20 protein-coding genes are annotated in these 21,868 nt (G+C 66.8%); 16 read left to right on the top strand and 4 right to left on the bottom strand.

Annotated features, from left to right (window positions below; translation table 11 throughout):
• Positions 1 to 16: 16 nt before the first annotated feature.
• Positions 17 to 1,108, top strand: coding sequence for an isocitrate/isopropylmalate dehydrogenase family protein (locus C0R46_RS09880; RefSeq protein WP_102959458.1), 1,092 nt, complete (start codon positions 17 to 19; stop codon positions 1,106 to 1,108).
• Between the two features lie 91 nt (positions 1,109 to 1,199).
• On the opposite strand, the gene C0R46_RS09875 is transcribed toward C0R46_RS09880, so the two are convergent.
• On the bottom strand, positions 1,200 to 2,798 hold the full coding sequence (locus tag C0R46_RS09875) for a rhodanese-like domain-containing protein (protein ID WP_102959457.1): 1,599 nt from the start codon (positions 2,796 to 2,798) through the stop codon (positions 1,200 to 1,202).
• A 3-nt stretch (positions 2,799 to 2,801) separates the two neighbouring features.
• Positions 2,802 to 3,758: an alpha/beta fold hydrolase gene (locus C0R46_RS09870; protein ID WP_102959456.1), complete on the bottom strand. Its 957-nt coding sequence runs from the start codon at positions 3,756 to 3,758 to the stop codon at positions 2,802 to 2,804.
• A gap of 113 nt (positions 3,759 to 3,871) precedes the next feature.
• Between C0R46_RS09870 and C0R46_RS09865 the strand changes: the two genes are divergently transcribed.
• Genes C0R46_RS09865 through C0R46_RS09855 form a run of 3 tightly spaced genes read left to right on the top strand, consistent with a single transcriptional unit; the run spans position 3,872 to position 7,094 of the window.
• Complete coding sequence (locus C0R46_RS09865; RefSeq protein WP_102959455.1) at positions 3,872 to 4,948, top strand: tartrate dehydrogenase; 1,077 nt, start codon at positions 3,872 to 3,874, stop codon at positions 4,946 to 4,948.
• A 17-nt stretch (positions 4,949 to 4,965) separates the two neighbouring features.
• Positions 4,966 to 6,081: a tartrate dehydrogenase gene (locus C0R46_RS09860; RefSeq protein WP_102959454.1), complete on the top strand. Its 1,116-nt coding sequence runs from the start codon at positions 4,966 to 4,968 to the stop codon at positions 6,079 to 6,081.
• 11 nt (positions 6,082 to 6,092) lie between these two features.
• Positions 6,093 to 7,094, top strand: a complete 1,002-nt coding sequence (locus C0R46_RS09855; RefSeq protein ID WP_102959453.1) for a PdxA family dehydrogenase — start codon at positions 6,093 to 6,095, stop codon at positions 7,092 to 7,094.
• Positions 7,095 to 7,142: 48 nt separating this feature from the next.
• Here C0R46_RS09855 and C0R46_RS09850 read toward each other — a convergent pair whose 3' ends face one another.
• On the bottom strand, positions 7,143 to 8,033 hold the full coding sequence (locus tag C0R46_RS09850) for a LysR substrate-binding domain-containing protein (protein ID WP_102959452.1): 891 nt from the start codon (positions 8,031 to 8,033) through the stop codon (positions 7,143 to 7,145).
• A 195-nt stretch (positions 8,034 to 8,228) separates the two neighbouring features.
• On the opposite strand from C0R46_RS09850, the gene C0R46_RS09845 reads away from it, so the two are divergent.
• From C0R46_RS09845 to C0R46_RS09795, 11 genes are all read left to right on the top strand, one after another.
• Positions 8,229 to 8,939 carry an isochorismatase family protein gene (locus C0R46_RS09845; protein ID WP_102959451.1) on the top strand — a complete coding sequence of 237 codons (711 nt, stop codon included), beginning with the start codon at positions 8,229 to 8,231 and terminating at the stop codon, positions 8,937 to 8,939.
• Positions 8,940 to 9,036: 97 nt separating this feature from the next.
• Positions 9,037 to 10,578, top strand: coding sequence for an ABC transporter substrate-binding protein (locus C0R46_RS09840; RefSeq protein ID WP_102959450.1), 1,542 nt, complete (start codon positions 9,037 to 9,039; stop codon positions 10,576 to 10,578).
• A 16-nt stretch (positions 10,579 to 10,594) separates the two neighbouring features.
• Positions 10,595 to 11,542: an ABC transporter permease gene (locus tag C0R46_RS09835; protein ID WP_102959449.1), complete on the top strand. Its 948-nt coding sequence runs from the start codon at positions 10,595 to 10,597 to the stop codon at positions 11,540 to 11,542.
• Positions 11,543 to 11,556: 14 nt separating this feature from the next.
• A complete protein-coding gene (locus tag C0R46_RS09830) occupies positions 11,557 to 12,444 on the top strand; it encodes an ABC transporter permease (RefSeq protein ID WP_102959448.1) in 888 nt (295 codons plus the stop codon).
• A 29-nt stretch (positions 12,445 to 12,473) separates the two neighbouring features.
• Positions 12,474 to 14,453 (top strand): ABC transporter ATP-binding protein, encoded by a 1,980-nt coding sequence (locus C0R46_RS09825; protein ID WP_102959447.1) that lies wholly within the window; start codon positions 12,474 to 12,476, stop codon positions 14,451 to 14,453.
• The gene (locus C0R46_RS09820) at positions 14,443 to 15,705 is read left to right on the top strand and encodes an MFS transporter (RefSeq protein ID WP_102959446.1); all 1,263 of its coding nucleotides are present in this window, start codon (positions 14,443 to 14,445) and stop codon (positions 15,703 to 15,705) included. Before C0R46_RS09825 ends, C0R46_RS09820 begins: the two co-directional genes overlap by 11 nt.
• 1 nt (position 15,706) lies before the next feature.
• Entirely contained in the window at positions 15,707 to 16,468 is a 762-nt protein-coding gene (locus tag C0R46_RS09815; protein WP_102959445.1) for a cysteine hydrolase family protein, read from the top strand.
• Positions 16,469 to 16,529: 61 nt separating this feature from the next.
• Complete coding sequence (locus tag C0R46_RS09810; RefSeq protein ID WP_102959444.1) at positions 16,530 to 17,249, top strand: isochorismatase family protein; 720 nt, start codon at positions 16,530 to 16,532, stop codon at positions 17,247 to 17,249.
• Positions 17,250 to 17,464: 215 nt separating this feature from the next.
• Positions 17,465 to 18,961 (top strand): MDR family MFS transporter, encoded by a 1,497-nt coding sequence (locus tag C0R46_RS09805; RefSeq protein WP_102959443.1) that lies wholly within the window; start codon positions 17,465 to 17,467, stop codon positions 18,959 to 18,961.
• Between the two features lie 254 nt (positions 18,962 to 19,215).
• On the top strand, positions 19,216 to 19,632 hold the full coding sequence (locus C0R46_RS09800; protein ID WP_102959442.1) for a hypothetical protein: 417 nt from the start codon (positions 19,216 to 19,218) through the stop codon (positions 19,630 to 19,632).
• A complete protein-coding gene (locus C0R46_RS09795; protein ID WP_102959441.1) occupies positions 19,616 to 19,807 on the top strand; it encodes a response regulator transcription factor in 192 nt (63 codons plus the stop codon). Before C0R46_RS09800 ends, C0R46_RS09795 begins: the two co-directional genes overlap by 17 nt.
• A 1-nt stretch (position 19,808) precedes the next feature.
• On the opposite strand, the gene C0R46_RS09790 is transcribed toward C0R46_RS09795, so the two are convergent.
• Entirely contained in the window at positions 19,809 to 20,666 is an 858-nt protein-coding gene (locus C0R46_RS09790) for a helix-turn-helix transcriptional regulator (protein ID WP_102959440.1), read from the bottom strand.
• Positions 20,667 to 20,802: 136 nt separating this feature from the next.
• On the opposite strand from C0R46_RS09790, the gene C0R46_RS09785 reads away from it, so the two are divergent.
• Positions 20,803 to 21,738: a nuclear transport factor 2 family protein gene (locus tag C0R46_RS09785; RefSeq protein WP_102959439.1), complete on the top strand. Its 936-nt coding sequence runs from the start codon at positions 20,803 to 20,805 to the stop codon at positions 21,736 to 21,738.
• Positions 21,739 to 21,868 lie beyond the last annotated feature (130 nt).

Raw genomic sequence — 21,868 nt, 5'->3', positions numbered from 1 at the left:
TAGGAGGACGACGATCATGGATCATCATCTCGTCATCGGCATTCTCAACGGCGACGACATCGGCCACGAGATCGTGCCGGCCGCCGTCGAGGTCGTGAAGGCAGCGGCGGAAAAGACCGGCCTCAAGATCGACTGGCGGCCGATGCCGATCGGACGCTCGGCGCTCGATACGCACGGCACGACCTTGCCGGAGGGCACGCTGGAGACGCTATCGACGTTTGATGGCTTCATCCTCGGGCCGATCGGTCATCAGGCCTATCCAGAGGGGCCAGGCGCGATCAATCCGCATCCGATCATGCGCAAGCACTTCAACCTCTTCGCCAATGTCCGCCCGACCAAGAGCTTCCCCGGCCTCGGCGCACTGCGTGACGACATCGACCTCGTGATCGTGCGCGAGAACAACGAAGGCTTCCAGCCGGACCGCAACGTCGTCGCCGGCTCCGGCGAGTTCCGGCCGACCGAGGAGGTGACGATCTCGGTGCGCGTCATCACCCGAACCGGTTCGTCCCGGGTCGCCCGCGCGGCCTTCGAGATCGCCCAGCAGCGTCGCAAGCGGCTGACGCTCGTCCACAAGAACACGGTGTTCAAGCTCGGCTGCGGCATGTTCGTGGAAGAGTGCTACCGGGTCGCCAAGGAGTTCCCGGACGTGACCGTCGACGAGGTGATCGTCGACACGATGGCCATGCGCCTGGTGCGCGATCCCCAAAGCTTCGACACGGTGGTGACCACCAACATGTTCGGCGACATCCTCACCGACGAGGCGGCGGGGCTCGTCGGTGGCCTCGGCATGGCGCCGGGCCTTTGCATCGGTGAAGGCGCGCTCGCCATGGCGCAGGCGACGCACGGCTCGGCGCCGGACATTGCCGGCCGCGGCATCGCCAATCCCTTCGCGATGATCGAATCGGCGCGCATGATGATCGAGTGGCTCGGACACAACCGTGGTCGCCAGGAGGCGGTGGATGCCGCCGCCCTGATGCAGGATGCGATCGCCACGGCACTGGCTGACCCCTCGACGCGCACGCGCGACATCCGCGGCACCGGCGGCACGGCCGACATGACCCGCGGCATCGTTGCGGCGATCAATGGCGGCACGGCCGTCGCGGCTTGAAGCCATCCAAGGCACAGGACGCACCAATACACCGGCGCCGCGACAGCGGCTCCGGTGTTATGTTTCGACTCGGGCTACTCGCCGTCGGCTCTCAGTGGAAGGGGCTGGGACCGATCCGGTACTCGCCGTGCTCGGCCTCGTCCAATGTCGCGACGAGGCCGGTTTCCCAGGCAAGGTAGCGGCGCGCGGCCTCCATGTTGCCGTCATGGCGATCATGGACGAAGAACAGGAAGTCGATCGCCTCGGCATCCGTCGGGACATCCGGCGTCGCGACCACCGACAGGCCGGCCTTGCGCCACGCCTCCGGCCCGTCCGCGATCCAACCCGCCACCGGCGCACCATCGGCCGCAAGATCGGCAGCCGCCAGCGCCACCACGTCGGCATCGCCGACGAGAATGACAGGCTGTTCCGCAGAGAGTGACAGGCCTGGCAGGCGCGATCGGGTCGCCCAGCGCGCGCCGTCGAGATGGCCGGCGCGGTAGTCCATCGAGCCACGAAGATCGAGGATCGTGGCGCCGGACTTTACGAGCGCCGCGGCCTCGGCCGCAGTCATCGACGGCGGCGGTGATGGCAACCGGTCCCGCTGCGGCGCATCGGCGCGCTGCAGCGCGCCGCCGCTCATCCGGTCAACGTCCGTGAGCACGAAGACCTCGTAGTTCAGCGCCTGCAGGAAGACGGCGGTGATCGCGGCCCTGAGGCCCGTATCGTCGGCGAGAACCGCGCGCGCGCGGCGAACGCCGAGCCAGCCGTCGCTCGCCTGCGCCAGCTGCACGGCCGGCGCATGGACGGCGCCTGGCGCCGAGCCACGCGCGAACTCATCGGCGCTGCGCACATCGAGAACGTAGAGGCTGCGCGACGGGTCGGCCGCCAGCCGGCTGAGCTCGGCTTCACCGATCGCCGGAATGGCGTAGCGCTCGAGGATGCGGCGGGCCCTTCCCCTGCTTGTGGCGATGTCAGCGGCGTCGAGCCTGGGGAGCGGCGCGGGCGTGGAGCCCTTCTGAAGTTCGCGCCCCGACAAGGCCCAGCCTTGCGTGCCGTTCTCCAGCGCAAAGACCGGGTTCGGTATGCCCGCCAGCGCCAGTCCTGACGCGCCGACGATGCTGCGGGTGCGCCCGGCGCAATGCACGATCACCGGCGCTGTCTCGTCAGGGACGGCGGCGGCGAAGCGGTGCGGCAGCTCGCCATTCGGGAAGGAGGCTGCGCCCGGCACGGTGGTCTTGCGGTATTCGGACGCCGGACGGCCGTCGAACAGATGGATGCCACGCTCTTCCGCCTGCCACGCAGCCAGCGTCTCGACGGTGACGCGCGGCACATGCCAGCGCTCCTCCAGCAACTCCCCGAGCGTCTTCGACGGCACGTTGACGCCCTTGAAGAGCGTGAAGCCTGCCAAGGCCCAGGCCGGTGCGCCGCCGGCGATCCATGCGACATCCCGGTAGCCGAGTGCGGCCAGCCGCGCGGCTGCCCGCTCCGCGACCCCGTCGCCATCGTCGATGAGCAGGATCGGCACTCCCAGACGGGGTACCAGCGTCGGAACCAGGGCTTCGAGGCGACTGAAGGGGCACGGTATGGCGAGGAAGGGATGCCCCTCCCCGTACTGGCCGTGCTCGCGCACATCCAGAAGCGCGATCTCCTGTCCCGGTGCGTGGACCCGCCGCTTGGCCTCGGCGGGATCGATCGCGCTTGCTGCCATGTCTCAGCCTTCTGCCGGGGCTTCCGGCTCGCGGCCGGAGAAGAAGTCGCGCAGCATCGGCCCGACGAGATCCGGACGCTGCTCGGCCGGATAATGCCCTGTCGGGATCGCAAAGCCACGGTAATCGTCCGCCCAGCCGCGCCAGGCCGCATCCGGCTTCAGATGCCGCCCGACATGGCTGTTGGAGCCCCACAGCGCGAAGACGGGGCAGGCGATGCGCCGGCCCGCCTCGCGATCGGCCTTGTCGAAGGCGTAATCGAGCGTCACCGTCGCGCGATAATCCTCGCAGACGGCGTGGATCTGCTCGGCCGTCGTGCAGCGCGCATATTCGGCGAAGGCACGGGGATCGAAGATCGACAGCCCCACACCTTTCTTGTTGAGCTTGTAGTTGATGTAATAATTGAGGTCGGCGCCGATCAGCTTCTCCGGGAACGGCGCCTTCTGCGCCATGAAGAACCAGTGGTAGCTCTCCATCGCCCAGCCCATCGTGACATTCGACAGGAGATCATAGGTCGGGATGATGTCGAGGGCGGCCAGCCTCTCGACGGCCTCCGGCCGGTCGAGCGCCATGCGGAAGGCAACGCGTGCGCCACGGTCATGTCCGGCGACGGGGAAACGCTCGAAGCCGAAGTGCCGCATCACGGCGAAATTGTCCTCGCCCATGGCCCGGAACGAATAGGCGGCATGGTCTTCGCCCCCATCGGGTTTGGAGCTGTCGCCATAGCCGCGCAGGTCCGGCGCCACGACGGTGAAGTGCTCCGCCAGCATCGGCGCGACGCGGTGCCAGCTGACGAGGGTCAGCGGATTGCCGTGCAGCAGCAGCAGCGGCGGCCCGGAGCCGCCGATCACGCAGTTTATCTCGGCACCGTCGGTTTTCACGCGCTCGATGGCGAAGCCCGGCATCAGCTCCGCCGTCGCGGCACCGACACCCTCGACCCGTCCCGTTTGTGCATCTGTCATGAGCAATCCTCCCGGCGAGGATTGCACAACTCGTTCTGTAAATTGTCAACGATTTTCGATTGACTGGCGTTTCGAATGGGACGAGATGTGAGCCGGGAGATGGGAGAGCATTCATGCGGCGGCATTCAATCGCGGTCATTCCGGGCGATGGTATCGGCATCGAGGTAGTGGCGGCTGGCGTCGAGGCGCTGCGCGCTTCCGCCCAGCGCGACGGCGGCTTCGAGCTCCAGCTCGAGGATTTCGACTGGGGCTCCGACCGCTACAAGCAGACCGGCACCTTCATGCCGGCGGACGGCGTCGAGCGCCTGCGCGCCTTCGATGCGATCCTCTTCGGCGCCGTCGGCGCGCCTGACGTGCCGGACCACCTGACGCTCTGGGGCCTTCGCCTGGCCATCTGCCAGCCGCTCGACCAATACGCCAATGTCCGCCCAACCCGCATCCTGCCGGGCATCCGCTCGCCGCTCGCCGCTGTCGGCGCGGGCGATCTCGACTGGGTGATCGTGCGCGAGAACTCTGAAGGCGAATATGCCGGTCAGGGCGGTCGCTCGCATCGCGGGCTGCCGGAGGAAGTCGCCACCGACGTCGCGATCTTCACCCGCGCCGGGGTGAAACGCATCATGCGCTTTGCCTTCGAGACGGCGCGCTCGCGGCCGCGCAAGCTCCTGACCGTCGTCACCAAGTCGAACGCGCAGCGCCACGGCATGGTGATGTGGGACGACATCGCCGCCGAGGTCGCGGCTGACTTCCCGGACGTGACCTGGGACAAGATGCTGGTCGATGCGATGACCGTGCGCATGACCCTGAAGCCGGCTTCGCTCGACACGATCGTCGCCACCAACCTGCACGCCGACATCCTCTCCGACCTCGCCGCCGCCCTGGCGGGCTCGATCGGCATCGCCCCGACCGCGAACCTCAATCCCGAGCGGCAGTTTCCGTCGATGTTCGAGCCGATCCACGGCTCGGCCTTCGACATCACCGGCTTGGGGGTAGCCAATCCGGTCGGCACCTTCTGGTCGGCGGCGATGATGCTCAATCATCTCGGCGAGGCCGCTGCGGCAGCGCGCCTGATGCGCGCGGTGGAGCGGGTGACGGCCGATCCGGCGCTGCACACGCCCGACCTCGGCGGCAAGGCGACGACCCGATTGGTGACGGACGCGGTGGTCGCCGCGATCCTCGGTGACAACAACTGACACGGAAGGGCGAAGCCATGACGGCACAGCGCATCGCGGTCATTCCGGGCGACGGCATCGGCACTGAGGTCATGCCGGAGGGTGTGCGGGTTCTCAAGGCCGCGGCCAAGCGCTTCGGCCTTGAGCTCTCCTTCGACGAGTTCGAGTTTGCCTCCTGCGACTACTACCTCCAGCATGGCAAGATGATGCCGGACGACTGGAAGGCGCAGATCGGCGGGCACGACGCGATCTTCTTCGGCGCCGTCGGCTGGCCGGCGACCGTGCCCGACCACGTCTCGCTGTGGGGATCGCTGATCCAGTTCCGACGCGAATTCGACCAGTATGTGAATCTGCGCCCGGTGCGGCTGATGCCGGGCGTGCCGGCGCCGCTCGCCAATCGCCAGCCCGGCGACATCGACTTCATGGTGGTGCGCGAGAACACCGAAGGGGAATATTCCTCCATCGGCGGCAAGATGTTCCCCGGCACCGAGCGCGAGATCGTCGTGCAGGAGACGGTGATGAGCCGGATCGGCGTCGACCGCATCCTGCGCTTCGCCTTCGAGCTCGCCCGCTCGCGCCCGAAGAAGCACCTGACCTCGGCAACGAAATCGAACGGCATCTCCATCACCATGCCCTATTGGGACGAGCGGGTGGAGGCGATGGCCGCGAACTATCCGGACGTGCGCTGGGACAAGGACCACATCGATATTCTCTGTGCCCGCTTCGTCCTGAACCCGGACCGCTTCGATGTGGTAGTCGCATCCAACCTCTTCGGCGACATCCTGTCCGATCTCGGGCCGGCCTGCACCGGCACGATCGGCATCGCGCCCTCCGGCAACATCAATCCGGAGCGCAAATTCCCCTCGCTGTTCGAGCCGGTGCACGGCTCGGCGCCCGACATCGCGGGCAAGGGGATCGCCAATCCGGTCGGCCAGATCTGGGCCGGCGCGATGATGCTGGAGCATCTCGGCCATGCCGAGGCGGCGGCCGCGATCCTCAAGGCGATCGAGGCGACGCTGGCCGATCCGACGACGCGCACCGGCGACCTGAAGGGTTCGGCCAACACGAAAAGCTGCGGCCAGGCGATTGCCGACGCCGTCGCAGCGGCCGACGACGCCGTCGCGGCGGCCGACGACGCTGTCGCGGCGACTTGAGGAGAGATCGGATGAACAGCCCCGTCATCGCTCTGACACCCGGCGACTGCACCGGCATCGGCCCGGAAATCCTCGCCAAGATCCTCGCCGACCGCAGCGGCCTGCCGCCCTGCCGGCTTCTGGTGGTCGGCGACCGCCGCGTGCTGGAGCTCGGCGCGCGCCAGGCCGGCGTCTCGCTGGACATCCGCACCGTCGCCTCGCCGCGGGAGATCGACTGGAACGCCTCGAGCGTGCCGCTCATCGATCTCGGCAACATCGATCCCGCCCTCTATCCGGCCGGTGTCGTCTCGTCTGAGTCCGGCCGGCTGACCGGCGACACGCTGGCGCGTGCAATCGACCTTGCCAAGGCCGGCGAGGTCGACGCGGTCTCCTTCGCGCCGCTCAACAAGCGGGCGATGTATGACGGCGGCTGGCGCTTCCCCGACGAGCACAAGATGTTCGCCCATCTCCTCGGCCACACGACCTATTTCAGCGAGATGAACGTCCTCGACAATCAGTGGATGTCGCGCGTCACCTCGCATGTCTCGCTGCGCCAGGCCGTGGACGGCGTGACCGGCCCGGCGATCCGCGACGCCATCCGCCTGTCGGACCGGATGATGCGAAAGGCCGGCATCGCCGCGCCCCGCATCGCGGTGGCGGCGCTGAACCCGCATGGCGGCGAGAACGGCCTCTTCGGCACGGAGGAGATCGACATCATCCGCCCCGCGGTGGAGGCGACGGCGCGCGAAGACGGCATTGCCTGCGAGGGCCCGTTCCCGGCCGACACGGTCTACCTCAAGGCCTTCTCCGGGGCCTATGACGGCGTCGTCGCGATGTATCACGACCAAGGGCAAATCGCGACGAAGCTGAAGGGCTTCAACAAGGGCGTCACAGTGACGGCCGGCCTCGACACGGTGTTCACCACGCCGGCGCATGGCACCGCCTTCGACATCGTCGGCAAGGGCATCGCGCAGACCGGCGCCTTCACCGCTGCGATCACGCTCGCTGCCAACCTGGCGCAGCGCTCGTCCTAAGGCGCCATCTGGAGCGGCGGGGTCATCCCGCCCTCTCGCTGCGGACCGTCAGGTATCCGTCAGACGCGTGGCCTCCGCCTGCTCCTCCATCCACGTCCGGAAGGTGCGAAGGGCAGGACGGCTGAAGCGGCTGCGCGCATAGGCGATATGGAAATGATGTTCCGAGATCGCCTGGATCGGTGAGATCGGCCGCAGACGCCCCTGCGCGATGGCGGGCGCAACGAATTCCAGCTCCGCCATGACGATGCCGAGCCCGTGCTCGGCGGCCGCATAGGACATGCTGGAGCTCTCGAACGACCATCCGTGGTCGCGCGGCACGAACGGAATGTCGGCGGCGGCGCACCAGGTCTGCCAATCATTGTAGCGGCGCAGCGTGTGGATGATCGGATAGTCGGCGAGGCGCTCGATGTCGACCGGGCCGAAGTCCGGCGCTGCCACCGGGCAGAGGGTGGTGACAAAGAGCGGCTCGACGATGAAGTCGGCCAGTTCGCTCGCGCGGTTGCTCGACAGCACCAGCGCGTCGCTGCCATTGGCATCCAGCCCGTCGCCCGGATTCAGGAACAGCGACGTCACGGAAATCTCCGGGTGCCGCTGCGCGATATCGAGCATGCGCGGCGCCAGCCACTGCATCCCGAAGGATCGCGACAGCCGCAGCACGACGGAGCTGCGCCCGGTCATCGCCCTCAGCGCCGTATGCCCCTCCTCCAGTGCGGCGATGGGCCCCCCGACCAGTTCGAGATAGACGCGGCCGAAGTCGGTGAGAGCGATCTGCCGCCCTGCCCGCTGAAACAGCGGCGTGCCGACCTGCAGCTCAAGCTGGCGGATCTGCTGGCTGACCGCCGATTGGGTGACATTCAGCGACGCTGCGGCGCGCGAGAAGCTTCCGAGACGGGCGGCTTCCGAGAAGGAGCGCAGCAGGTGAAGGGGCGGCACGTGCATGGCACGTATTAGTAGAGCTTATGAAAACCCATGGAAATCCTCGTTTGACCTTGCTGTGTCGATTTTCTTAGCATTGGTCTCAGGTGATCAAGAAGTGGGCAGTTCTGCTGGTGCGATGGCAGTCCGGTGGCTGCGGTGCAGGCACCGCCACGCTCAGCTGCCACGCCTTCTCAGGACCTCACGGAGACGAGCGACATGGAATATGGCTGGGAGCCGTTCCTCTCGGAGCGCGACAGGAAGCACAGTGAGCTGTGGGGCAAGAAGGAGCTGAACGGTTTTGGCGAGAAGCCGGCGCTGCTCCTGATCGACATCTACTACTCGGTGCTCGGCCTGAAGCGCGAAGACATCTTCGATTCCATGAAGACCTGGATGGGATCGACCGGCCTGGAAGGCTGGGAGGCCGTCGACAGGACCGCCGAGCTGCTGGCAGTGGCGCGCGAGGCCGGCGTGCCCGTCATCCACGTCAAGGGACTGCATTCGGGCGTCAACCACTGGGGCCGCCGCAAGCGCGCCAAGCCGACAATGCCCCAGGAGATGATCGAAAAGGGCTGGCAGATCGTCGACGAGGTCAAGCCGATCGCCGGCGAGCTCGTCATCGAGAAGGCGGCGCCCTCGGCCTTCCAGGGCACGCCGCTGGCCTTCCAGCTGCAGAGCCTCGGCGTGGATACGCTGATCGTCTGCGGCGAGACGACGTCCGGCTGCGTACGCGCCTCGGTGGTGGATGGCGCGACGGCGCGGTTCCGCATGGGCGTCGTCAAGGAGTGCGTCTTCGATCGCACCGAAGCCTCGCACTACATCAACCTCTACGACATGCATCACAAGTATGCCGACGTCGTCTCCCTCGACATGGCGAAGGACTACCTCGCCAGCACGGCGGTCCAGCAGCCGATGCTGAAGGCCGGATAGTGCCTGCCGCGCCTCGCGCGACGCCCCGCGCAGGCATCCCCTTCCATTTGCAGGCGGCCTCTCCCCTCCAGCGCCGCGCATCGCAGGGAATCGTTCGATGACATCCTCTGGCCGATCCAGGCTGTACGCCGCCCTTCTCGCCGCCACCTTGCTCTCACCCGGCGCCGTCGTCTCGGCCTCCGTTGCCGGCGCGGCCGAGGACAAGACGCTGGACGTGCGCTTCTACGACGATCCGGCGGGATTCGACCCCGCCAACATCTTCCGGATCGAGAACGAAAACATCGCCTTCAACGTCTTCAGCGGCCTGACCACCTATGACGGAAAGACCGGCGCCATCGTGCCGGATCTCGCCGAATCCTGGGAAAACAAGGACAACACGACCTGGACCTTCCATCTGCGCAAGGGCGTGCAGTGGCAGAAGGGGTATGGCGAGTTCACCGCAGCCGACGTTCTCTACAGCTACAAGCGCATCCTCGATCCGGCGACGGCCTCGCCGTACATCGCAGAACTCACCGGCATCGAGACGATGGAGGCGCCCGACCCCTACACCGTCGTCATCAAGCTGAAGCAGCCGAATGGCGGCTTCCTCCATACGGTGGCGAACTACCATCAGGGGCAGATCGTCAAGAAGGAAGCCATCGAGGCGGCCGGCGACCAGGTCCGCTGGCAGCCGGTCGGGACCGGCCCCTATTATCTCGAGTCGATCGACGTCAATTCACGCATCGTGCTGAAGCGGCACAAGGGCTACTACAAGGGGCCGGCGCCGATCGAAACGCTGGACTTCCACATCATCAAGGACGACGCCACGGCGGCCATTGCTCTGCGCAATGGCGAGATCGATCTCCTGATGCGGCAGAACAAGGAAGAGCAGCTCCAGATCCTCAAGGACGCCGGGTTCAAGATGAACCACGTCGACAATTACGCGGCGACGCTGAAGGTCATGAACCTGTCCGATCCGATCCTGAAGGATGTGCGTGTCCGCCAGGCGATCGCCTACGCCATCGACTATCCCGCCATCACCGCGGCCATCGCGCCGTCGCTGCAGGCGCCGGCCTACTCGATCATGATGCCGTGGATGGAGGTCTTCGCCAAGGACGCGCCGCGCTACGAATATGATCCGGAGAAGGCCAAGCAGCTCCTGACCGAGGCCGGCTATCCCGACGGCTTCACCCTCAAGGCGCTCAACACATCGGCGCAGGGCGTCACCGAGCAGCAGCAGTTCGAGATCGACTATCTCAGCCAGGTCGGCATCAAGATGGAGCTCGAGCTGGTCGACACGCCGACCTACAACCAGCGGCGCAACAAGGGTGAGTTCATGACGGCGACCCGGCTGCTGCCGGCGATCAACCCCGACATGATCCTGTTCAGCTACCTGCATCCGGACAACAGGTCGCCGAAGGGGCTGAACGGCGCCCAGTACGACAATCCCGAACTGACCGCGACCATCGAAGCCGCGCGCGCCGAAGCCGATCCCGAAAAGCGGATGGAGCTCTACGCCAAGGCGCAGACGATCGCGATGACGGATCTGCCTTACGTCCCCTCGACGGCCAACAACGTCTACTGGCCCAGCAAGACCAACGTCACCGGCGTCAACATCAACTACCTGGCGCAAGTCAACTTCTGGGAAGTCGACGAGTAGGACGGAGGACCGCCCCATGCTGGTCTACAGCCTCAAGCGTTTTGCGCAGCTCTTCACGACGGTGCTCGGTGTCGTCACCCTGGTGTTCTTCACCATGCGGATGATCCCCGGCGATCCGATCTCGGCGATCGCCGGCGACAATCTCTCCGGCGAGGCGCTGGACCGCATGCGCAGCCAGATGGGGCTCGATGCGCCCCTCTTCGTCCAGTATCTGAACTATCTCGGCCATCTCGCCACCTTCGACTTCGGCAACACCGTCACGACCAAGCTGCCGATCATCGGGCTGATCCTCGGTGCGCTGCCGGTGACGGTCTCCATCGCCGTCGGCACGATCGTCCTGACGGTGCTGATCTCGATCCCGCTCGGCACGCTCGCCGCCTTCACGGCGCACAAGGGCCACCGCATGCTGGACAATGCCATCACCGGAGTCGCGATGGTGCTGGATCTGATGCCCTCGTTCTGGACCTCGCTCGTCTGCCTCCTGATCTTCTCGCTGACGCTCGGCTGGTTCCCCGCCAGCGGCACGGTCTCGATCGACGATCCGGCCCATCTTCTCCGGCGCATCGCGCTGCCCGTTCTGGTTCTCTCCATGGCGCAGGTGGCAACGCTCGCCCGGATCACCCGCACATCGGTGCTGGAGGTGCTCAGCGAGGACTATGTGCGCACCGCCCGCTCGATGGGCTGGTCCGAGCTGCGCGTCCTGTTCCGCCACGCGCTGAAGAATGCCGCGCTGCCGATCGTCACCGTGATCGGCCTCAGCTTCGGCAATCTCCTCAACGGCACGGTGATCGTGGAGTTCATCTTCACGCTGCCGGGGATCGGCAATCTTCTGGTCGGCGGCATGAACAGCCGCGACTACCAGATGGTGCAGACGCTGATCGTCTTCTACGCGCTGATCTTCGTGGCCATCAACTTCGCCACCGACCTGATCTACCGGGTGTTCGACCCGCGCGTGCAATTCTGAAGCGGGAGGCCGGCTTGGCTCATTTCTCCATTCCGCTGCCCGCCCGCCGCACCGTCTCGATCGACCTGTCGCGCTTCAACGGCATCGTCAGGCTGCTCGCCAACCGGCGTGTCCAGCTGGCGCTCATGATCCTCGTCCCGATCCTGCTCTTGACGACGTTCCGCTCGGTCCTGCCGATCGCCGGCCCTCTGGAGACCAACCTGCGGGCGATGACCAAGGCGCCCTCGCTGGAGCATCTGTTCGGCACCGACAGGATGGGCCGCGACATCTTCAGCCGGACGCTGGCGGGCATTCAGATCTCCATGTTCGTCGGCTTCGCCGTCGCCCTGCTGTCGCTGATCGTTGGCCTCGTCGTCGGCACGCTCGCGGGCTTCTTCGGCGGGGCCATCGATCGGGTGATGATGACGATCACCGACATCTTCCTGGCCTTTCCGTCGCTGCTGCTCGCGATCGGCCTCGTCTCCGTCATGGGAACGGGCATGCTGCCCGTGGTGCTGGCGATCTCGCTGTCGGACGTCCCGCGCTTCATCCGGCTGCAGCGTTCCATGGCGCTCAGCCTGCGGTCCCGCGCCTATATCGACGCGGCCCGCACGGTCAAGGCATCGCATCTGTGGCTGATGACGCGGCACATCGTGCCGAACACCATCGCCTCCCTGCTGGTGGCGGCCTCCATCGCGGCGGCCAACGCCATCCTCGTGGAGGCGGGCCTCAGCTTCCTCGGGCTCGGCATCATGCCGCCGGCCCCCTCGCTCGGCAATCTGATCCGCGACGGCCAGTCCTACCTGGAACAGGCGTGGTGGATCTCGACGCTGCCGGGCGCGGTCATCCTGCTGATCGCGATCAGCCTGCACTTCTTGTCGGACGGGATCCGGCAGGTCCTCGACCCGCGCTCGCGGAAATAGCCCCTCGGCTCCAGCCCGGAAGCGAACCCATGAACCTACATGTCCCCATCCGGGAGCCGCTTCTCGACGTCCGCGATCTGCACACGCATTTCGTCACGGACACCGGCACGGTGAAGGCGGTCAACGGCGTCTCGCTGCAGATCGAGGCCGGCGAGCGCGTCGCCATCGTCGGCGAATCCGGCTCCGGCAAGAGCGCCATGGCGATGTCGCTGCTGCGCCTCCTTGCCCATCCCGGCAAGGTCGTCGCCGGCGAGATCAACCTCGAGGGGCACGACCTCAACCGGATGAGCGAGCGCCAGCTCAACGACATCCGCGGCGCCAAGATCGGCACGATCTTCCAGGATCCGATGTCCTCGCTCGATCCGGTGATGCGGATCGCCGACCAGATGGTGCCGCCGATCATGCGGCATCTGCGGCTGCGCCGGGACGCGGCGCGGGCCGAGGCGATCAGCTGGCTCGATCGCGTCGGCATTCCCGATCCGTCCCGCCGCATCGATGCCTATCCGTTCGAGATGTCCGGTGGCATGCGGCAGCGCGTGATGATCGCCATGGCGCTGTCGTGCCGGCCGCGGCTGGTAATCGCCGACGAGCCGACCACGGCTCTCGACGTGACGATCCAGGCCCAGATCGTCGAGCTCCTGAAGGAGCTGACGGCGGAGACCGGCGCGGCGATGATCTTCATCACCCACGATCTCGGCCTCGTCGCCCGCTTCGCCCACAAGGTCGGCGTGATGTATGCCGGGCGGCTGGCTGAATTCGGCCCGGTCGGGGACATCTTCGCCCGTCCGCAGCATCCCTATACGCAGAGCCTGCTCGACACGATCCCGCCGGTCGATCAGCAGGAGCGGCGGCGCCTCGCGCAGATTCCCGGATTCCCGCCAGACATGAAGCGGCCGGTGACCGGCTGTGCCTTCAAGGACCGCTGCCCCGGCGCCCACAGGCATTGCTTCGAGGAAGCGCCCGAGCTTGCCGCGCGCGGAAACGATCATGTCGCCGCCTGCTGGTTGCCGGAAGGCCTCGGCGCGGATCGAACGGTGGAGCGCCCGCTCGTGGAACCGCTGGCGCCGACGGGCATCCCCGGCGATGACCGCGTCGCCGTCGAGATCAACAACCTGCACAAGCATTTCACCGGCCGCAGCGCGCTGCCCTGGCGCAAGCCGCCGACCGTGCGGGCGGTGAACGGCATCTCCATGCGCATCCGCCGGGGCGAGACGCTCGGGATCGTCGGCGAATCCGGCTGCGGCAAGAGCACCGTCGCCCGGCTGCTGCTCGGCCTCGATCCGGCGACCTCCGGCGACATCTTCATCGACGGCATCGCGCAGATGGTCTTTCAGGACCCGGCATCCTCGTTCAACCCGAAGATGACGCTGTCCAGCATCATCCAGGAACCGCTGATCGTCACCGGCTGGGGAACGCGCCTTGAGCGCGAGGACCGCGTGCGCGAACTCTTGGGCCAGGTCGGGCTCGACGAGAGCTACATGCACCGTTATCCGAGCCAGCTTTCCGGCGGCCAGCGCCAGCGCGTCGCGATCGCCCGCGCGCTTGCGCTGAAGCCGTCGGTCGTGGTGGCGGATGAACCGACCTCGGCGCTCGACGTCTCCGTGCGGGCGCAGATCATCAATCTCCTGATGGATCTGAAGCAGCAGCTGCGGGTCAGCTTCGTCTTCATCTCCCACGACCTGCTGACGGTCAGCTACGTCGCCGACATGATCGCCGTCATGTATCTCGGTGAAGTGGTGGAATACGGCTCGGCCGACGAGGTCTTCCACACGCCCGCCCATCCCTACACGCAGGCGCTGATCGCGGCGATGCCGATCCCCGATCCGGCCGCCGAGGCGGCGCGGGTCCAGACGCCGCTGTCGGGCGAGCTGCCGAGCCCCTTGAGCCTGCCGCCGGGCTGCTCCTTCGCATCGCGATGCCCGAAGGCAACCGACTACTGCCGCAGCCACAAGATGGTCCTGAAGCCCTATTCGGCGACACGGGAAACGGCTTGCCACTATGCAAACTGACACGTTCCGGCGCTTCGGCATCTTCGGTGGCGGGCTGTTCTTCACCATCACCGGCATGGCGGCGCCCTTCTTCACGCTCTATGCCGCGTCGATGGGTGCCTCGACCCTCGCCATCGGCTTCATCGTCACGTCACGCGCGCTGCTGCCCATCATCATCGCCATGCCGACGGGGCAGCTGATCGACTCGATCGGGCCGATGAAGATGCTGCAGGTCGGATCGGTGTTCCTCTTGATCTCGCTGCTGAACACCGTGTTTGCGGCAAGCGTGCCGATGCTCGCCGTTTCGCAGCTCTTCATGGGCGCCTGCATCATCATCATGGCCTCGGCCCTGCAGGTGCTGGTGTCGAGCGGCGATCGGGACACCCGCAACCGGTCGATCACCACCTATTCGATGTGGATGTCCGGGGGCGGGATGCTGGGTCCGCTCATCGGCGGGCTGATCGCCTCCGGCTTTGCCGTTCCGGCCGAGGGCTACCGGTTCACCTTCGTGGTCGCGTCCGTCGCAACCGCCGCCTTCATGCTACTGCTCGCCTGGTTCAGCCGCCGCTATCCGCATCCCGTTCCGCAGGACGGCGAGATCCGCGCCATCATGTCCCTGCGGGGCGTGACCGCCAGCTACCGCCGCGGCCTCGACCTCACCGCCCATCGCCCGGTGCAGTTCGGCCTCGTGGGCACCTTCATCATCATGTACATCCAGGCGCTCTACAGCGGGTTCCTGCCGGTCTATCTCGACCAGTTCGGCTACTCGGCGCTGCAGATCGCCTCGATCCTGTCATGGCAGGGTCTGGCGGGCATGCTCAGCCGCTTCGTCATCAAGTCGCTGATGCGGCGTTTCACGCTGGAGCGCATCCTCACCGTCGCCGGGCTGATCGCCGCCTTCTGCGTGGTGCTGACGCCGGCCGCCGCCCCCAATGTCGTGCTGACCTACGTCCTGATGTTCGTTCTCGGAGCGGCCGCTGGCGTCAACCTGCCCGTCAGCATGATGATCATGGTGGATGCCGTCGGAGAGAGCCAGCACGGCAAGCTGATGGGCCTCAGGCTGCTCGTCAACCGCTTCTCCCAGACGGTCAGCCCGGCGCTGTTCGGCGTTCTCGGCAGCTTCATCGGCCTCACCAGCGCCTTCCTGGCCGGCGGCACGGTGCTGGTCGCCGCCACCTTCGGCTTCTCCGCCTATGCCACGCGGATGGGGCGGCTCAGCGCCGCCGCCGCCGGTGCGGCCAGCCCCTCCCCTCAACCCGTGAAAGAGGACTGACATGAGCGAACGCATCTGGGACAGGTTCCTGACCGAGCGCGACAAGGCGGTCTTCGCCGCGGCCGGCTTCGGCGCACTGGCGGCGTGGGGCAAGCGCCCGGCGCTCCTCATCATCGACGTGAACTACGCCTTCTGCGACGAGGAGCCCAAGCCGATCCTCGAAAGCATCAAGAAGTGGCGCACCTCCTGTGGCGAGGACGCCTGGGATGCGATCCCGGTGCTGCAGAAGCTCATCGCCGCCAGCCGCAGCAAGGGTATCCCGGTGATCTACACGACCGGGACGCGCCGCGCCGACAACTGGGACTCCGGCTCGTGGAGCTGGAAGTCCAGCCGCCGTGGCGAGGCGCCGGTGACGGAGGTCAGCAACCGCGACGGCAACGACATCGTCGACGAGATCGCGCCCGGCCCGCAGGATATCGTCGTGCGCAAGCTCAAGCCGTCAGGCTTCGCCGGCACGCCGCTGCAGTCCTACCTCCAGCTGCTCGGCTGCGACAGCCTGATCGTCACCGGCACCACCACGTCGGGCTGCGTGCGGGCGACGGTGCTCGACGCCTTCTCGCAGAACTTCCGCCTGACCGTCGTCGAGGACGGCTGCTTCGACCGCAGCCAGGCGAGCCACGCGATCAATCTCTGCGACATGCACGCCAAATACGCCAATGTCCGGCCGAGCGGGGAAGTGCTCGACTACCTCGAGGGCCTCGACGCGGGCATGTTCGAGCTTCCCTCTGGCCAAGGCATGACCAGCCGGATCGCCGCCGAATGACGGCCCCGTCACGCAGCCGAGACGCCAGCCGCCTACTGATCCGCCCATCGAGGACGACGCCATGACGCCCGACCGCTTCGAGGACCATGCCTGGGCCGATGTCGTGCCCGACGATCTCATCCAGATCTACGCGCCCTACCGGCGCGAGACCTTCGTCGGTCCGTCACCGGCATTGGTGATGATCGACCTCTACAATCTCGCCTATCGCGGCGGGCCGGTACCGCCGGTCAGCCTGATCGACCGGTATCCAAGCAGCTGCGGCCTCTACGCCCACCGGGCGATCGAGCCGACCAAGCGGCTGCTGGCCGCAGCACGTGGTGCGGGTATTCCCGTTATCTACTGCACCTCGGACAACCGGCCGATGGCGGCGCCCTCCGGCGGCGGCGCGACACGGCGCCGGAAGGCGTCGGCCGGCGAGCGCCTGCCGGACGACTTCGAGATCTGGAGCGATTTCGCCCCTCAGGAGGGCGACATCGTCATCCGTAAGCAGCGCGCCAGCATCTTCCAGGGCACGCCGCTGGTCTCGCACCTGAACCTTCTCGGCGTCAGGAGCCTGATCGTCTGCGGCGAGAGCACCAGCGGCTGCGTGCGCTCCAGCTGCGTCGACGGCTATTCGGCCGGGCTGCATGTCAGCCTCGTGGAGGAGTGCAGCTTCGACCGGCACGAACTCGTGCACAAGATGAACCTCTTCGACCTCCATCATAAGTACTGCGACGTCATGCATGTCGACGAGGTCGTGGCCCATCTCTCCGGCAGTCTCGTGCAGGCCGCGGCCGAATAGCGCCGAGAAACGAGGTATGGCCGCAGCGCGCATCACATCGGCGTGCTGCGGCTCGTCCGGCCAGGGCTCGGCTTGCCAGACAGGCCGGGCAGGCCTATGTCGGATTTGAAAGGCTCCCTTATCGCCCGCTCCGCGGTCGGACCCCGGCGTCGCCGCCGCCGTCCCTGCCCGGACGCGTGGGGCTTATCCCCCTCAGCCTCAGCCCGACCGGATCCATGCCTGACACGCGAACCCTTCGCCGCCCCTTCATTATTGCCGCAATTATGGCCGCCATGGCGATGATCGCCATCGAGGCCACCATCGTCTCGACCGCGATGCCGCAGATCGCCGCGCAGCTCGGCGACCTGCATCTCTATTCCTGGGTGTTCTCGTCCTTCCTGCTGGCGCAGACGGCGATGACCGTCGCCTTCGGCAAGCTTGCCGATCTCTATGGCCGCCGGCCGATCCTGCTCTTCGGTATCGCGATCTTCCTGATCGGTTCGGTGCTGTGCGGGTTCGCCTGGTCGATGCCTTCGCTTATCGCCTTCCGCCTCGTCCAGGGGCTTGGGGCCGGGGCGATTCAGCCTGTGGCTCTCACCGTCGTCGGCGACCTGTATTCGATCGAGGAGCGCGGCAAGGTGCAGGGCTGGCTCGCCAGTATCTGGGGCATCTCCTCCGTTGCCGGACCGCTCGCGGGCGGGCTGATCATCCAGCATGTGAGCTGGGCGTGGATCTTCTGGATCAACGTGCCGATCGGCATTGCCGCGGGCCTCGGCTTCATCGCCTTCCTGCATGAGAACGTGGCGCACCAGTCGCGCAAGGTGGATGCGCTCGGCGCAGCCCTCTTCGCCGTGGCGGTGGCGGCCTTCATGGTGGCGCTGACGGAGGTCGGCAATTCGGGCCGCACGGCTCTTCTGGCGCTCGCCGTCGCGCTCGTCACCGGCACGGCCTTCATCCTGCACGAGCGCACCGCACGCGACCCGATGGTGGACCTGAAGCTCTGGGCGCATCGTTCGATCGCCACCGTCAATGCCACGACGCTGCTCAGCGGCATGACCATCATCGGGCTCAGCACGTTCCTGCCGATGTATGTGCAGGGCGTGCTTGGCCAGAGCCCGCTCGTCGCCGGCTTCACGCTGACCGCCATGGTGCTCGGCTGGCCGATCGCGGCCACCATCGCCGCCCACAACTTCAAGCGCTTCGGCCTCAGGCGGATTCTGCTGATCGGCGCCATGCTCCTGCCGATCGGAGCAAGCGTCTTCCTGTTCCTGCGCCCCGGCTACCCGCCTGAAATCGCGGCGGCCGGATCGATCATCGTCGGCTTCGGCATGGGGTTCCTGTCCAACGCTGCGATCGTCACCATCCAGAGCACGGTGGGCTGGAGCGAGCGCGGCGCGGCCACCTCCTCCAACATCTTCTCGCGCAATCTCGGCTCCACGCTCGGCGCGACGGCGCTGGGCGCCGTCTTCAATCTCAGCCTGGCGCATGGGGGAAGCGGCGGCGCACTGCCGACGAGCTTCGACAAGATCCAGCGCCTGCTCGACGAGCCGGGCGGCGCTGTCGACGCCGCGACGCAGGCAGCTCTCGCCCATTCGCTGCACCTGACCTTCTGGGCGATGTTCGCCGTCTCGGTCCTGACGCTGGTCATGGCCCTTCTGGTGCCGCGCGCCGGCGCGACCGCGGCGCGGACGCCTGCGGCGCCGGCTGACGCCGTGCCGGTGGCGGAGCTCTGAGCGGCACCGTCGCCCGGCACGGACCCGCCGTTGACGATGTCGCGGCGCGACGCTTCATTGGCCGATACCACCACTTAATCCCAGGCTGGGTCTGCGACTGCCGGATGCCAGGACGGCGACAGGTTTCCGCTCGGCCTGTATGAAGACCGGGACCATCCTCGCGAGCTGAGCGCGGGGCCGACTGAACGGCATCTGGGGGAGCCATGACGGATGCGGCACCAAGGCGTTGGCACTGGTGGCGGTACTGTCGTCTGATGCTGGTTGCGACTCTGCCGGTGCTCGTCGTCCTTCTTGTACCCGAGGGCCGGCTTGCCTGCGGCGAGCCCTATGTCACCGAGAGGAGCCCGGATGGGCGCTGGACGCTGACGGTCTGCGGCCGGCCCATGTTCTTTGCGATGCCGGGCGGCGGCAGCGACGCGCCCGGCTGGATCGTCCTGCGGGACGAAGCGGGTGCGATCCGCGGCGTCTCGAGCCTGACGATGCTGCAGCTCTATGGCGGCGCGGCGCCGGGTTTTGGCCTCCAATGGTCGCGCTCGCGAGTCAGCCGGGCGATGGTCCTCGACCTACCGCTCGACCCTGGCGCCAACGCCTTCGAGCGCTGGTGGACAGACCGCATGTGGCGGCTGCGGGCGCTCGCCGGCCTGACGCCTGGCGATGAAGAGCTGCATTGACGTCCTATCGCTCCTCGCCGTCGGTCTCAGCAACAAGGAGATCGCGCGCGAGCTCGGCGTTACCGAGGCCACGGCGAAGTTCCACCTCAAGAACCTCTTCGGCAAGCTCGGGGCGAGCCGCCGGACCATGGCCGTATCGGTGGCTCAGGCCATGGGTCTGATCGAGATGAAGTAAGCTATCGCGCGCCGGCGCTGCGGTCCCGGTAATGCGCGGGGGACAGCCCGTGATAGCGCTTGAATGCCCGGCTGAATGCGAATTCCGAGGTGTAGCCGAGCTCTCCGCTGACCTTCGCGATGCTGGCTGACTGGTCGAGCAGGAGCGACGCAAGGCTCATCCGCCAGCGGGTGATGTAGCCGAGCGGCGTGTCCTCGATCGCGGTTCGGAAGCGCCGCGCGAAGGCCGCGCGCGACAGGCCGGCGATCCCGGCCAGTTCGTTGAGCGTCCAGGGGTGGTCCGGGCTCTGGTGGATGTGCTCGATGACCCTCGCCAGAGACGGATCGCCAAATGCGTCGAGGATGCAGGCGGCATTGCTGAAGCGGTCGTACCAGTAGCGGATGATGTAAAGGAACAAGGCCTCGCAGAGGTGGCCGATCAGCAGTTCCCGGCCACAGGTGTCGCCGTTGAATTCATGCCGCAGCAGCACGGTGATGCTGCGGAGGCCGTCGGCCGATACGCTGTCTTCGGCTGGAACACGGATGACGGGCGGCAGCGTGTGGACCGCCGTGTTCAACGCAGGCGTTGCGGGATGAAACGAGGCCCAGAGCATTGTCGCCGAGCTCGATATGGCCTGCGGCAGCGCATCACCGGAGCCATCTGGCGCCATCCGGTCGCGGATGAAACAGGCATCGCCCCGCCGAAGGGTGGATGTCGCCGGCCCGCGGCCCATGGTGAACTCGCCGTCGAGAACGAGGAAGACGACCGTCTTGCCCCGGCAGTCGATTGCGATGCGCTCGCCTTCCGCCAGCTGGCGCCGGGCCACGCCGACGAGATTGGGTGCCGCCGAGACGGCCCAGTTCGAGACGACTTCGGACATCAGGATGCCTCGTGGTGGGAGACGCCGGCCTGAGACGATCGGACATGGATTCAAGACCGGCGGTCATCGTCAAGCGCGCATGCCGCGCGCAGTTTGCCTCCGTCGCGGAAGGGTCCGCAAACGGAGGAGGTAGAAAATGAAGTCGATACGGGCGGCACTCATGGTGTCAGCGCTCCTGTTCCCTGCGGCGGCATCGGCCGCCGATCAGCCGCTTTATCCGCAGATCGCGGAGACTTCGCACGCATCACCGCAGACGAGCGAGTTCTTCCGCTCGTTCTTCACGGCCAAGAGCCGGCACGACGTCGCCGCGACCATGTCATTGTTCTCGCCCGATCTCCTGACCTACACGGATGCGATCCTCGGCTGGCCGATCAACAGCCACAAGGCACTGGAGGACATCTTCGCCGCCTACATGCCGAAGTGGGGCGAGGGACGCTCCTATCCGTTTCGCATCATCGGTGGTCCCGACAGTGCGATTGTCGCCTTCATCGACACGCCGGAGCTCTTCGGCGGCGAGATACGCCTGATCGGCGCGGTGGACTTCAAGGACGGCAAGGTCATCCGCTGGGCCGACTACTGGGACAGCACCGGCTTTCCCAGCGCCGTGTATGACAAGGTCCGCACGCCGGCGCCAAGCTTTCCGACGGACTTCCGCGAGGCTGAGGTCAAGGACAATGCGGATCCGGCGATCGTGACGATCGCCACCGACCTGCAGAAGGCGCTGGCCGGCGGCGATGCGACGACGGCCTCCGGCTTGCTGTCGCCCGACGTCGTCTACGAGGATTTCGCCCTGCGGACGCAGCTGCTCGGCCGCTCTGCCACCGAACGCTATCTCGGGCGGATCGCGGACGGCGTTCCGTTCGGCCGCGGCGCCACGCTGCTCCACGTCGTCGGCGGCACGAAAGGCGGCGGCTTCGAATGGCGCAGCGCCGACGGCAAGATCCGCGGGATCACCGCGATCGAGCTGAATGCCGACGGTCTGGTCGAGCGCATGACGACCACCTATGACGGCCGCCTCCTGCCCGAAGAGGCCCGCAGGGAGCTCACCTTGAAGTCGCTCGAGAGGATGTAGACCGCATCGTTGCGCAGGCGGCCGGACGCGTATTCCGGCCTGCTTCCGCTGCCTGCTGGGAGGGCTGCGCAGGTTGGCCAAACGGCCTGCGCAGCCCTTCTGCATTGCCCGTTCCGACGTCGGCCTCCGA

This window comes from Mangrovicella endophytica (assembly GCF_002893625.1).
Lineage (GTDB): Bacteria > Pseudomonadota > Alphaproteobacteria > Rhizobiales > Rhizobiaceae > Mangrovicella > Mangrovicella endophytica.
This window is presented reverse-complemented; position numbering and strand designations above follow the sequence as displayed.